We start from the raw sequence: 13,253 nt of genomic DNA, 5'->3' as shown, positions 1-13,253 counted from the left end.
TTTACTTATGATTGATTACGGTTTTACCAAAATGATCTTTTCATTTGGCGGATAAAGCCATTCTACACCATTATGGGTTACAATATGATTGTCCTCAAAATTGATAGCTATCCGTTTGCCCCACTCCGGAACCCAAGTATGAACTATATATTCAAATGAAAACAAATGGTTGGGCTGAATCTTAAAGTGGGATCGATATGGTCTAAAAGGGGCGAATGCCGCACCCACGGCCACTTCGCTGTTACCTGTATTCCCCACACAATGAAAGTCTAGGGATATACCAGATTTAGGGTTATCCTTAAGTGCCTCCACAATTTCCCTATCTCGGGGCGTGTCCTCAAAGGGTGTATAAACAAAACCTGCTTTCTCCAATGCCTTTACAACGGCCTTCTGGGTTTCGCCTGCGGTGCGGCCCACTATAATTTCCTTGCGAATCACTTTACGGGCCTCAAGGCCTCGCTGCCAAGCATGTTTAAGGCTTGCCGGTATCTCCGTTTCTCCTTCACGTAGAATATAAACGTTTCGTTTATAATCCGTTCCCATATTTAAATGGACCACTTCCCAATCCCACGACACAAAATCGCCCGGTTGAAAGGCATAGTCAAAGCTGCGATATTCCGAAGGTTTGGAAACCTCGGAATGTAAAACTCCAGGGGTTCTGCCCCCAAAATAGGATGCTTGGATACCTTGTTTTAGCAACTGATCTTCGGACCACCAGTATACATCGTTTATTGTGGTAGTCCCGGGATTAATATTTCCCAAAGCGGTTTCCATGATCCTACGTTGCAGCTCGCATAAATTGGCAAACGTTCTAATTTCGGGTTGAATTCTCCGTACCCTAAAATCCGTGATGACATTTTCGGAGGATACCAATCTTTTTGAATAACCATCGCCCAACAGTTTTTTTAGTTTTAGATAATTGGTGTGTGAAAGTCCATCCGCATGGGTCAATAAACTAGACATGTTCACTGCAATTTTTTTCGGATTTCTATCTGCCACGAATTTTGTCAGGGCCTCTTCCTCCAAAAAATCATCGTAAACCGATTCGTCGGCAATTTCGGCACAGCATCCAAAACCAAAAACGGTTCTTTCAATACGTTCACCCCCACGGTCCGAGAAAACAATATAGCCCATGGTAATTCCAAAATCTATTGCAAATGCATCCGTATCCCCACGTCTTATTACATGGATCCACATGTCAACTCCGTTGTCTCGCATAGCACCAGGCAGGATCAGGTCAAATTTTTCCTTTCTGATCAGGTTTAACAATTCATGATTTGCCTTGGCCGTACTATATTGGGCAAGTGCAGATTGTCCCAGGCACCATAGTATTAAAACCACGGTTATTTTTAATTTCTTGATCATCCTGTTCTACTTTTAAGTTATTTATTTTATCAAATAAAAATTGGTCTGTCTGCCTCCTAAAAACACTACTTTATCGCCAGTAAACGCTATGGTCTGCTCTAACACCAATCGCACATCCTGCCCACCCCATTCCGGAACAGCGGTTTCCGCATCCAATTCCATGGCATATACCGTATTGTTGTACACGGGGCCACCTCCGCCGGGTTCTAGTTCTTCACCGCCCTCACCGCCCATTTCCGGGCCGGCAAAATAACGGGTACCGCTAAAAAATCCGCCGTTGAGCGAATAGCGCATTAAAAAATGAGGGATGGGATGGCTATAAATTTCAGGTCTAAGCCCCTCGGCTTTGGCCTTTTTTATGGCAGCATTTACAATATCATTTGAGGGTCTACCATTCACAAATTCATCGGCAAATATTTCCTGAAGCCTGTTTGTATTCTTAAATGCCCTTCTAAGTCCCTCCGGTGCATTTGTTTCTCCTTTTTTCAGCACATAGGCATTCTGTTGGGTATCTGTTCCCAATCCCAAATAATCAATGCCGGTATCGCAAGAGATGATATCTCCTCTTCGTATTATGGTATTGTACCCATTTCTAGGGGGTATATCGATTCTGAAATGTTCATCGTTTTCGGTATATTTTGGACGTTCTAATTTGCTGCGCTGGACATTGATTGTTGGATGATCACTGGTAAGCAAACCCAAATCCCTATATCGCTGACGTATCCACCAGTTTACTTCATCGGTAGTGGTCACATCAGGAATGATGACCTTATTTGAAAAAACTTCTTTTATTACGCTATGTGCTACTCTTGCCACGTATTGGAAAAGGCTCATTTCTTCATCACTCCTTATCTGCAAAAATGATGTTCGGAGCGCTTCTGACGATACAAAACGCGAACTATATTTTTTTAATGCCGCACCTAGTTCCTCTTTCATTTCTTCACTGATTGCAATTTTTGAAGGGTTCAGTTTTGATACAATACTGCTGATCTGTTCTGCTTCAGCTTCTATCATTTTTATTTGTCCTTCCCCGTCTTTATCATAAAAAATGAGTGCTTCCGCACGGTTGGAAACCAGCCCCTCTTCATTCCCTTTGGCCAACGAAACGTAGAGTACATATTCATCCCAGGACACCAACCACATATCTACATTCTCTCGTTCCATAATTTGCGGAACAACAGTTCTTTGCCGGATGCGTAACTGCTTTTCCATAATTTTCGCCTGTTCCCAAACAGGTAGAATATTTTCGATATCGCCCATGGGTTCAAAAGAACCTCTTTGGGAGTATGTAGAAGCTGTTGTTATGACCAGCACTAAAAAAATGGTGATTTTTTTCATTCTAGTTTGTTCTTTTTTCATCCCTGCATCATCTAATTAAAATCAGCTCTTTCTGAGGTGGTGATAAATATTCTACCCCTTCTTTGGTTGCTATTGCCTGCTCATGGTTCCAGAATAATAGGTACTGATCTTTCCCTGCCGGTCCTGGCGAAGGCATATAGAAGAAGTATTCCAGTACAAAATGATGATTCTCCGGTAAGGGGATATCTAGCACCCAATCGGGGCCGTAGGACCCTATTCTTGGGCCGAGATAGATATCGTGCTTTTGGCCCGATGCTCCCATGCCCTTGCCATGATGATCAACGGAGATGATGGTCTTTGTAGGATCATATTTTTTGGAATATGCCGGAAAATCATTCTTGGGGCTGAACATGTGCAACTGATAATCTTCTACCAAGACATCTATCTTCTTGAGTCTTTCCGAATAATCTTTCACTATTTCCCTTGGTGTTCTTCCTACCCTAATGGTCTCGGCAAAAATCTTCTCTATTTGCAAGTAGGTATTCCATAACTTTTTTATTTCGGCAGGAGGCTCTTCTTCCCCATCACGAAGTACATACGCAAACATGCCCTGTGTAGTGGCAGCTATAATATCGCCCTTTCTGACCACCTCATTTTCCCAACCTGCACTTCTTCCCCTTTGGGATAGGCCCGTGCTCATCCTTCTAAAAGCTACTACATAAGCTTCGTACGATTCTATGTTTCCTACCTGGCCAAATTCCCCTATTGGAGTAATTCCAGGTTTTATCCCATCAAAAATTTTCTCGACTATCTTTAGCTCGTCCTGCCGCATTTTTTTTAGCAGTTTAACCTCGCTGGGGACAGGGGTTATCTGATAGTTCATCATCAGGTATTCGGAAGAAACGATCCTATCTGCATACTTCGCTCCCAACGCTTTGACCAAAAGGCGGTAATCCGTCAATGAGATACCGTCATACACTTCTTGGGAAGTTCCCCATGGCCCAAGTTTTTCCATGTAATTCACTGCAATTACCTTGGGATCCCTTGCTTCAACAAATTCTTTGATTCCTTTAAATCGCAAGTCATATTCCGTAGTAGGTTCGGCAATGGGTTCTACCACAAACACTGGATCTCCGATAATATCAAACGCACCCGACCGCTCCAAGTTGTTGTTGGCCTTGCTGCTCCATCCTCGCTGAGAATCTCCCCATCTGCGACCTACGATGGCCCTTTCGATCCTATCTCCTCCCCGGTCGGTAAAAACAAAAACGCCCGAAGCAGAACCCAAATCATGTTCTCCAAAAGGATCTTCGATGGCATCTCGCATAATATGGATCCACATATCCACTTTTTGCTCTCGCATAATTTTGGGCAGAACAATATCGAATTTCTCTCGCCTGATCTGATTTTTCCATTCATCCTCGCTTAACTTCTCCAACTCCTGTTGTGTAGGCAATACAGAAGTAGTTTGGGATGCGATTTCCATGCTAGATCCTGCTATGAAAACACATAGGAGTATCTTAAATATTGGATTTCGTTTTTTCATGATTGTTTGCTTTATATTCATCACTACATACGATAGGATTTCCCTTAATTTTGGGCACTTCCCTTAACTAAATATATACGCTCGTTAGCTGGTTGAATCCACTCCACGCCAAGGCTGGTAACGGCCTGCGGGTTCGAAAAATTTATGGTCATTGGGAAACCTGGTCGTTCCGGAATATTTGTATGCACTGCATATTCAAAGGCAAAAATGTGATTCTCTTTCATGACCAAATGGTCTCTATCCCTTCTAAAAGGTGCAATGGACGGTCCCACGGTTACCAGATCCCCACCATTGTTACCCATAGCATGAAAATCCACATAAAATCCAGATTTTTCTTTACCTCTCAACATCCGTTGTATCATCTTGTAATCTTCTGCCGAATCGTCTGTAAAGGGTGTATAAATAAAGTTTTCTTTTTCCATTGCTGTGATGATGGCTTGGAGAGATTCACCTGCGGTCATGCCTACTTTGACATGTCTTCGCATAATTCCCTGTGCTTTTTTAGTTTGATTCCAAGCATATTGAAGACTCTTGGGTACTTCCGTTTCACCTTCCCTTAGTAGGTAGGCATGCTGCTTTGTATCTACACCGAAGGATGAAAAACCAAAATCCATCCAAGTGGCATTACCACTGAAGGAAATAAAATCGCCGGGTTGGAGCACATAGTCCGGATTGCGTATCCAGCCCGTGGCCCTCGGTGTCTCTGGCTGGGGTGCGGAGGCCGAATACAATACCCGACCGTCGCAATTGCATTCGTGAATGGTTGTTTTTCCCGGTACGATCCTAGCCAAGTTCTTAAGGGCATTCTGACGGGCAATTTCCAAGGTATTGGTTTGCACCGTTACCTCTCTGAGAATTCTACGGGAGCGAAAATCGGTAATCACATTTTCTGCCGATATGATCCGGGAAGCGTACTTCTCTCCCAGTATTTTGATCAACTTCTGATATTGCGTATGTGAGATTCCATCCGATATTGCCAGCCAGTCCGAGTAATTGACCGCAATTTTTTTTGGATCGCGTTCCTCTACAAACTTTCTAATTTCATCAAAAACCGAAAAATCCGTCTTGCCATAGTCATATCCGCCAATTGCCCTAGCGACCTCTACAGAGCCCCATACATCTATATCTTCAACACCGCCACTACCGGTAAAAACACCTCCGAACATGGCTCGTTCTATACGATCACCCCTGTCCGTGAAAATTAGGAATCCGTCAATCTTACCGAATTCGTATTCCAAAGGATCCGGATTTCCGGCGCGTGCCGCATGTATCCACATATCAACCTTATTGTCTCGCATGGCACCTGGCACCACTAGTTCTAACTTATCATTTCTAATAAGTTGAAGGATTGTCTCAGGGTCTGGAGTATATTCATCTGTTTGTGCCCGTACGAAACCCGTACAGAGTAGTAGTATAGTTGCAACAAGTATTATTTTATGTATCATAAACTATTATTTATCGTCTAAAAAACCTTTAAGATTTATGGTAATCTCTATTTCATCTTTGATAAGTTCATCCTTTAGATCCTTAAAGAATTTGCCCGAATCGTAAATAATTCCCCACTCGGTTCGGTCAATAGTAAAAGGCTTGCTTACCATGGTAACTTCTTTTCCTTGTTTAGATACGACCACTGGAAATTCAATATTCCTAATAGTCCCTTTTAGGGTAAAATTGCCTCTTAAAAATGTCTTGTTTTCCTTTTCCTCAATGTCTGTTAGTACAAATTCACTGGTCGGAAATTTTTCCACATCAAAAAAATCTTCAGATTTTAGGTGCCCAACTAAATCACCGTTCTCTTCTTCATCTTCTAGATCCAACACTGCAATGGTACCCATATCTATAATGAAGTTTCCGGCTTTTAAATGACCCTTTTCAAAATTTACAACACCTTCCGATATGCTAATGGTACCATTATGACCGTCTACCACCGCAAATCCTTTCCAAGTAATTACACTGTTTTTTGCATCTATCTTATAAGTTGTACCAGCGGTTGATATTTGAACCGCTTCTTTTTGAGCTTTTGACTTTGTTTCATTTTTCACTTCTTTGCACGAAAGAAAGATTAAGAGTGAGAGCACCGATATGCAGCTGAATTTTGTCATTTTTATCCGTTGTTATTTCTTGTCAATAATTAGATACTTATTAGGTCGGTCTATTCAATCTTTCTCCTCCGAGATGTTCTGCCAATCTTACCGCGAGTGCAGATACCGTTAATGTTGGGTTGGCTGCGGCGATACTGGGAAAAACAGCATTTGAACACACGTAAAGATTATCCGTACCATGAACCTGCAGGTTAGGATCCACTACACCGTCAGCATCGGATTTACTCATGCGACAAGTACCCGATGCGTGGGCGCCGTCCGGATCTCCAAGATATGTTTCAATACTATCTTCTTTACAACCGGCCGCCTTTAATATTTTAATAAAAGTATCTACATGTTCTTGTCTGGTTTTTACATTAATTTCCTGGATTTCGAACGCTACTTTTGTCTTGGGAAGGCCATGTCTTGTTTTGCCCTTTCCCAAACTGACCCGGTTTGCGGGACTTTCGAACATTTCCATTTCTCCCCCGGCTGAGATGTTCATCTCAGAAGTCATTCTTGCGTCAATATCGGCCCGCGACATATTTGAAAGGATTCCCCTTTCAATGGCAGTGTTGGCGCCAATACCTGCAGAAAACCACATTTTGCCTTTTGGTTGATATTCGGGTGAATCAAAATGCCGACTAAGCAAGGAAGTAAAACCAAGTTCGGTAGCGAGTTTGTCCGGATTTCCTGGACGGGTACCTTCAGCACCCATTACAGGGTGGCCGTTCAAATGCCGTCCAACATGATCTGAATTGTTACCAATACCATGAGACCAATCTTTGTTGGCAGAGACCAGCAAAAGTTTGGCAGACTCTATTGTGCCACTGGAAATAACAACGGCATCGGCCTCCATTGATGCATAATTACCCGTTTTAAGGTCTAAAAATTCTACCCCCCTAGCGCGCTTTTTGCCGTCCATAGTTATTTTTGTCACCGGCGATTCTGTTTTCAGGGTTAGTTTATCCCCATATTCAGTTTGCAGTTGTACCAAATCATAGAGCGCTGTATACCGGGCATTCATAGGACAATAATCACAAGTTCCTGTGGTAATGCATCTATTACCATTCCTTGCTACTGCAGCATGTCCGTAGGATATACCTAAACGGTTAAGGATACCTATAAGCATTCCGTCACCTAGAGTAAAGGGCGGTGCGGTGAACGGAAATTTATCGCCATATCTTGGTGGATCGTCATTATCAGAATCGCCTGTAATTCCTAAAAGGAGTTCTGCTTTTGTATAATAGGGGGCAAGGTCCTTGTAACTGATGGGCCAATTGGCCCCAAAACCTGTGCGCGACTTTAGCTCAAAGTCTTCAGGCTTAAAACGGGGAGTTAGTCCGCCCCAATGATTGGTAGTACCACCCTTCATAAACAACCTTGCACCGCGTACTCTCATGTGTTTATGCCCTGTACCCGGATCATCAATGAAATCCTCATACAAATTATTGGCGCCTACAAGATGATCTAGCCAAATACGGCGATCACCAGGTTTAAACTTTGGTCCGGCCTCAAACATGGTAATTTCAAAATTTCCGCTTGCTAAAAGCTGTCGCGCCAATATTGTCCCGGCTACCCCAGAGCCGACAATGATAATTTTTTTCATAAGGCTTTCATTTTTCTATAGCTCTCGGGAGAATTGTAAGAACCTCCAAAATAGCCACTATAATTCCATAAACCGAACGTCTTGAACCCTCCTGATATGGGAACGAAATGGGTAATGATCTCGGAGAATACCAACCGTCTTGCCCTTCCCAGTTGGGTACTTTGAAAATCGGTCTCTTCAAATTCTGAAAAGAGCAAGGTAGCCCACTCCTTATCGTCCTTGCCCACCACTGCATCGATCAATGCCACAGCGTTTCTGTACTCCGTTAGATAACTGGGTTCTTCGCTGGTCTTCAGGTTTAGGTCTACCCTTAGTATCTTTAGGTATGTCTCAAGATCTGGAGTAAGTTCCCATATCTTGTTTACATACTTGCATAGAGATGCCAAGGCATTGAACTCGGTATCTGTCAACTTTCCGGTCAGTTCCCAATCGATCGGTAGGTCAGAATCTCCAACGGTTTTGAGCAACTGTCCCAATTTGTCGTCCGACACTTGGATACAACCCAAAGGGAGCATCGCCAAGGCACCGGCTGCAAGACCCATCTTGATAAGTTTTCGGCGATCTATCATTATATCGTTCATATTCTTCCGGTTTAAAAAATTAACTTTTATGTCTCAGAAATCCATCATCCCCTTATCTTATCAAGTTCATCACTATAGCCTGTCATTTGCCATCTAATAAGTGGCATTGGAATAATTCCATATGATAGAAATTCATCTATAAAATCTTTGATTACAAAATCATCGCCCAACTGTACCGCCCTTTCCCTAAACAGTTTCATAAAGTAAGCTTTACCAGCAACCACATTGCTGTGAAAGCCACCAGGGTTTCGTAAATTGGATTGCATTTCGAAGAAAACCACACCCTCATCCTCTTTGGTCCAACCTCGCGGCATTATTTCTGCACAGAGTTTTCTTGCCTCGGCAAGGGTAATCTCATTGGCATGCATCTTCATATCGGGTATGGATAGGCTCATATGGGATGCATTCATCAAATATTCCATTTCCCTTCCTTTACGTGGGCGCTCATCCAGCACCCCCGCTTGCATAAGGCCTTCTTCCATCCATACGGCCCAACCTTCCAAGCGCATAGAACCCATATTGTATCGTGTTCCCATTTTGCGAATGGGACTCAAATTAAGACGTTGTTGTCTCTGGTAATCTAGCATATGGCCAACATACTCATGGTTTTCACCGGGCAGTATTTCCCGTTGACGGTACTTTAGGTCTACATTGGAATTTTCTGGTAAAAACTCTTCGCCTACCTCATCACTCAATTCAGATAGGTCGCCTTCGGAACCACGTCCACCCATATAATAATCGGCGGGGTTTACCCAATCATCAATGGTCATTATTTCATTTTCCTTTAAAAATTTGACCACATAATGTAATGCCTCTCGTAAGCTCTTGTTATAGGCTCTTTCCGACATGGCCACCTCTAGTGGGGGAAGTTTTCGGTTTCTTTGTTCTTCCAACTTCAAAAAAGTGATAACTCGGTCGTACTCCCTTTGGATAATGGCATTGTTTTCTTCCCATCCCCATGGGGATAACTGTACGTTGTGCATCCACCAAGAATAGTTTTCCTTACCCGATCCGGCAGAAGCGGTCATTTTATGTTTGTTGGCAATGATCCATTGGCGGTATTCCTCTATTGCTGTTGCTGCGCTTTTTGCAAGCTTGATCAAACCTCTTTCGCCTTTTAAAAAATCTTCCCCCATGGCATTGAAGAACTCTGCCTCTTGCTCAAAATTTCTTATGGCGAAAGCTGCCAAGTCACCAGAGCCTTCGGTAAGATTTACCTTTGCCTGTTCCAAAATTGCCGGAACCATTTTAAGTCCGGTCTTTAATTGTGCCTTTTGTTCTTTGTTCAAAGGACCTTCAAAGTCAAAAAAGACCGGCATGATGTCTTCTAGATTCATTGATGCCCCAGCATCTCCCGCTCCAAAGAAAGAATAGAACCCAGGATCGTGTTTCCATGGCTTAAGCACACGGTGATGAAACTCCACAGCATTCATTTCCGCCCATACCAAAAGGTAATCTACTTGCAAGGATTTGGACCAACCTGTGGTATCTATATCGGCCAGTCGTTTCTGGTAATTCTTCATTTCGATATGCTTCCTATCCATTCCGGCCTCGCTATAATCTGGCAGTCCATCAACGATGGCCGGTTTTTGCGCTTCTCGAAACCCTACGAATAATTCTACCAATGCGTCGTAAGTGGAACTCTTTTCATGGGATTGGGAATAGCCCCATGAAATAGTGGCACATAATACGGTACAAATAATGGGTTTTAAATACTTGATCATGATGTTAGTTTTTTGAATTAATTAAATTTTTGCACAATAAAAGAGGTGTAACTCTCCTCCCATAGCCATAAAATGACTTGGTAAGTAATTGATTGTCAATATTTTAGTGGTTAGTGTTTAATGCATGTATTGCCCGCCATTTACGTAGAAGTTGGCACCTGTTGAAAATTTGGCATCAACAATACAATCTACCATATGAATTACATCTTCATACTCTCCCAAACGCCCCATTGGCATGGTTGCGAGTTCTTTTTCCAGTCCTTCTTTATTTTCCAAATCGTAACGCTCAATGACTTCTTTTGTGCGTATTGCATTCGGAACAAGGCAATTGACCCTAATCCTTGGAGCCAGTTCTAGTGCCATCGCTTTTGTAAGGGCAAAAATGCCCCCTTTTGCCGCGCAAAAATTAGCACCATTTTTTCTTCCAATCTGGCCCGCTGCAGCACCCAGATTGATAATTAGACCTTCTCTATCCGTATTGTGAAAGGCATATTCCTGACTGCACACAAAATGTCCTTTTAAGTGTACATTCACCACGGCGTCCCAAAGTTCATCCGTCATTTCCATAAAGGGGCCATCCCGATTTATTCCGGCACAATTGATGAGGATATCTACCCTTCCGAATTTCTTGATAGCAGCATCAAACATGGCTTTTACTTCTGAGCGGTCAGAAACATTTGCTTTAAACTTCATCACCTTCTGATCTCCAACATTTTCGGCTATTTCCCCATACAATGCTTCTGCTTCGGCATCCATAACGTAATTGATCACTACACCAAAACCTTTTTTGGAAAAGTGTCTAATCAAACATGCCCCCAGTCCGCTCGATGAACCTGTAATTAAAATGACCCTTTCTTCCTTCATATTTTATACCCTTTTACTTAATTCTATATTCTTCCAATGCGTCTTCATCTATTTCTACTCCAAAACCAGGACCCTCTGGCACGGCCAAACAACCGTCAACAACTTTAAGAGGTTGCTTTAGGACTGAACCATCTACTTGGGTAAGTTCCGTAAATTCACTGGCTATCGGGTGTATTTTCATAGATGCTGCAATATGTATTTTGGCAACGGAGGATATTCCGGGTTCTAGTTCCGTACCTGCAATACATGGTAGTCCTAGTGCTTCCGCAACAGCTTCTACTTTCTTGCCCAAATGAAGACCGCATGTTTTTGCAATTTTAAGGTTTAAGAGGTCCGCAGCACCATAATCATGTATCTTCACTGCATCCTGAGGGGTCCAGATACTTTCATCGGCCATTAAGGGGACGCCTATATTGCTACGAATGTGCGCCATTCCCTTTAAATCCCAATTAGGTATGGGTTGCTCCAATAGTTGTAGATTGCAGTCTTCTACTGCCCTCATAACCCGTATTGATCCAATAGTATCCCAAGCGGCATTTGGATCTAGCCGAAGTTCCACATCATCTCCCACAGCGGCACGAACGGTTTTAATTCGCTCCACATCGAGTTTCATATCATCGGAACCTTTAATTTTGATAACACTGATGCCTTCCTTTAACACCCGTAGTGCATTGTCTGCCATTGCCTTTGGCGTATTGATTCCTATTTCCGAACCTACGGGTACTTTGTCCCTAAACTTACCTCCCAATAGTTTATAAACCGGAACGTTTAGAATCTTTCCCAAAAGATCGTGCAATGCCAAATCAATACCTTCTTTAACGCAGGTGATGCGGGCGAGATTCTGATCTAGAATCATCATGATACGTCCAATATTAAAAGGATCTTCTCCAATAATTTTTGGAGCGGCATAGTTTAGGATGGTAGATTCGATAGACTCTCGAGTTTCTCCGTAAAACTCGGGTTCCCAAGCACACGCTTCGCCAATTCCAACATGTCCGTCATCCGTATATATCTTGATCAAAATTGCATCCGATCGCACAAAGCTCGTATACGCATCGGCAAAACCTTTGACCGGAATCCCATATGCGATCGTTTCTATTTTAGTAATTTTCATAATTTCATTGGTTGTTTATACATCCGCTATTTTCCCGATCATCCAATCTGCCGTGTTGTGAAAATTGGCTACAGTACTCCCTGGAGGCACCAGCGCATCACAAGCTTTTCTCGTTTCATCGGTAAGTTTCATATCCATAATGGGCAATAAAGGCTCCAATTGTTCCACGGTACGTGGGCCGATAAGTGGTGCCGTAATACCGGGTTGGTCTTTGCACCACAGTATGGCCAGTTGCGCTGGGCTTAGACCAAGTTCATTTGCAATTTTGGTGAATTCAATTCCTACTTCAATACCTCTTTTTGTAACCCTATCTGCATAGAATCCTCCTCGAAGTGCCGCTCGGGAACCTTCGGGGAATTTATTGGCATCGGTATAACGACCTGCCAATACACCCATGGCCATGGGAGCCCAGGTAATTAAGCCTACCCCATATTTCTCACAGACAGGTACCAACTCATTCTCAATACGACGATCCAACAAGTTGTAAGGAGGCTGTTCCGAGACAAACCGAACATAATTCTTCATTTCACTCATTAAGATTGATTCTACAACCGCCCAAGCTGGATGTGTGGAACAACCGATGTAACGTACTTTTCCTTGTGTAACCAAATCGTCCAAGGCCCTTAAAATTTCATCCATTGGAATATTGGGCGACTGGCGGTGTAACTGATATAGGTCTATATAATCTGTTCCTAGCCTCTTCAATGAATTTTCACAGGCACGAATAATATTTAAGCGGGTGTGGCCATGTTGATTAGGCCCAAGTTCCGGATTGTATTCTTCTAAAGTAAAACCAGGCCTACGTTGCCCATGGTCTACCTTTGTACCAATAATAACCTGATCTCGTCTGCCAGACTCCTTTAAAATTTTACCAATAATACGTTCTCCTTCTCCATCGGCATATACATCTCCCGTATCTACCATATTGATACCTGCATCCAACGCTTTTAATAAAATTCGCTCACATTCGGCCGGTGGGGAGGGATCCATAAAATTATCTGTTCCCAAAACCAACGATGATACATTAACACCTGTACGGCCTAAAGTTCTATATTCCATATTCTACTTTG

At 42.8% G+C, this 13,253-nt stretch carries 11 protein-coding genes; all 11 read right to left on the bottom strand.

Translation table 11 applies throughout. The features are described 5' to 3' along the window. Window positions 1-15: 15 nt before the first annotated feature. The 11 genes from ACEQ81_RS05095 to ACEQ81_RS05045 all read right to left on the bottom strand — a co-directional run bounded on the left by ACEQ81_RS05095 (window position 16) and on the right by ACEQ81_RS05045 (window position 13,242). Window positions 16-1,365 (bottom strand): M24 family metallopeptidase, encoded by a 1,350-nt coding sequence (locus tag ACEQ81_RS05095; RefSeq protein ID WP_411029765.1) that lies wholly within the window; start codon window positions 1,363-1,365, stop codon window positions 16-18. A 21-nt stretch (window positions 1,366-1,386) separates the two neighbouring features. Then, a complete protein-coding gene (locus tag ACEQ81_RS05090) occupies window positions 1,387-2,703 on the bottom strand; it encodes a M24 family metallopeptidase (protein WP_411029764.1) in 1,317 nt (438 codons plus the stop codon). A gap of 28 nt (window positions 2,704-2,731) precedes the next feature. Beyond that, window positions 2,732-4,210 carry a hypothetical protein gene (locus ACEQ81_RS05085; RefSeq protein WP_411029763.1) on the bottom strand — a complete coding sequence of 493 codons (1,479 nt, stop codon included), beginning with the start codon at window positions 4,208-4,210 and terminating at the stop codon, window positions 2,732-2,734. A 44-nt stretch (window positions 4,211-4,254) separates the two neighbouring features. Further along, window positions 4,255-5,655 carry a hypothetical protein gene (locus ACEQ81_RS05080; RefSeq protein WP_411029762.1) on the bottom strand — a complete coding sequence of 467 codons (1,401 nt, stop codon included), beginning with the start codon at window positions 5,653-5,655 and terminating at the stop codon, window positions 4,255-4,257. Between the two features lie 6 nt (window positions 5,656-5,661). Beyond that, window positions 5,662-6,312 (bottom strand): YceI family protein, encoded by a 651-nt coding sequence (locus ACEQ81_RS05075; RefSeq protein WP_411029761.1) that lies wholly within the window; start codon window positions 6,310-6,312, stop codon window positions 5,662-5,664. A gap of 40 nt (window positions 6,313-6,352) precedes the next feature. Continuing rightward, the gene (locus ACEQ81_RS05070; protein WP_411029760.1) at window positions 6,353-7,900 is read right to left on the bottom strand and encodes a GMC family oxidoreductase; all 1,548 of its coding nucleotides are present in this window, start codon (window positions 7,898-7,900) and stop codon (window positions 6,353-6,355) included. Continuing rightward, a complete protein-coding gene (locus tag ACEQ81_RS05065) occupies window positions 7,897-8,481 on the bottom strand; it encodes a hypothetical protein (protein ID WP_411029759.1) in 585 nt (194 codons plus the stop codon). The genes ACEQ81_RS05070 and ACEQ81_RS05065 overlap by 4 nt, the downstream gene beginning before the upstream one ends. Window positions 8,482-8,525: 44 nt before the next feature. Then, window positions 8,526-10,205 carry a DUF885 family protein gene (locus ACEQ81_RS05060; RefSeq protein ID WP_411029758.1) on the bottom strand — a complete coding sequence of 560 codons (1,680 nt, stop codon included), beginning with the start codon at window positions 10,203-10,205 and terminating at the stop codon, window positions 8,526-8,528. 117 nt (window positions 10,206-10,322) lie between these two features. Then, a complete protein-coding gene (locus ACEQ81_RS05055) occupies window positions 10,323-11,069 on the bottom strand; it encodes an SDR family NAD(P)-dependent oxidoreductase (protein ID WP_411029757.1) in 747 nt (248 codons plus the stop codon). A 13-nt stretch (window positions 11,070-11,082) separates the two neighbouring features. Next, the gene (locus ACEQ81_RS05050; RefSeq protein ID WP_411029756.1) at window positions 11,083-12,183 is read right to left on the bottom strand and encodes a mandelate racemase/muconate lactonizing enzyme family protein; all 1,101 of its coding nucleotides are present in this window, start codon (window positions 12,181-12,183) and stop codon (window positions 11,083-11,085) included. 15 nt (window positions 12,184-12,198) lie between these two features. After that, window positions 12,199-13,242 (bottom strand): aldo/keto reductase, encoded by a 1,044-nt coding sequence (locus tag ACEQ81_RS05045; RefSeq protein WP_411029755.1) that lies wholly within the window; start codon window positions 13,240-13,242, stop codon window positions 12,199-12,201. Window positions 13,243-13,253 lie beyond the last annotated feature (11 nt).

The organism is Spongiimicrobium sp. 3-5, from assembly GCF_046557915.1.
In the GTDB taxonomy this organism is placed as follows: domain Bacteria; phylum Bacteroidota; class Bacteroidia; order Flavobacteriales; family Flavobacteriaceae; genus JBHEBG01.
Note: the sequence above shows the minus strand (reverse complement) of the source record. Positions and strands in the feature narration are given on the sequence as shown.

Excerpts from the sequence above, each read along its gene's own strand:
- ACEQ81_RS05095 (WP_411029765.1), bottom strand. The coding sequence starts at position 1,365 with ATGATCAAGAAATTAAAAATAACCGTGGTTTTAATACTATGGTGCCTG.
- ACEQ81_RS05090 (WP_411029764.1), bottom strand. The coding sequence starts at position 2,703 with ATGAAAAAAATCACCATTTTTTTAGTGCTGGTCATAACAACAGCTTCT.
- ACEQ81_RS05085 (WP_411029763.1), bottom strand. The coding sequence starts at position 4,210 with ATGAAAAAACGAAATCCAATATTTAAGATACTCCTATGTGTTTTCATA.
- ACEQ81_RS05080 (WP_411029762.1), bottom strand. The coding sequence starts at position 5,655 with ATGATACATAAAATAATACTTGTTGCAACTATACTACTACTCTGTACG.
- ACEQ81_RS05075 (WP_411029761.1), bottom strand. The coding sequence starts at position 6,312 with ATGACAAAATTCAGCTGCATATCGGTGCTCTCACTCTTAATCTTTCTT.
- ACEQ81_RS05070 (WP_411029760.1), bottom strand. The coding sequence starts at position 7,900 with ATGAAAAAAATTATCATTGTCGGCTCTGGGGTAGCCGGGACAATATTG.
- ACEQ81_RS05065 (WP_411029759.1), bottom strand. The coding sequence starts at position 8,481 with ATGAACGATATAATGATAGATCGCCGAAAACTTATCAAGATGGGTCTT.
- ACEQ81_RS05060 (WP_411029758.1), bottom strand. The coding sequence starts at position 10,205 with ATGATCAAGTATTTAAAACCCATTATTTGTACCGTATTATGTGCCACT.
- ACEQ81_RS05055 (WP_411029757.1), bottom strand. The coding sequence starts at position 11,069 with ATGAAGGAAGAAAGGGTCATTTTAATTACAGGTTCATCGAGCGGACTG.
- ACEQ81_RS05050 (WP_411029756.1), bottom strand. The coding sequence starts at position 12,183 with ATGAAAATTACTAAAATAGAAACGATCGCATATGGGATTCCGGTCAAA.
- ACEQ81_RS05045 (WP_411029755.1), bottom strand. The coding sequence starts at position 13,242 with ATGGAATATAGAACTTTAGGCCGTACAGGTGTTAATGTATCATCGTTG.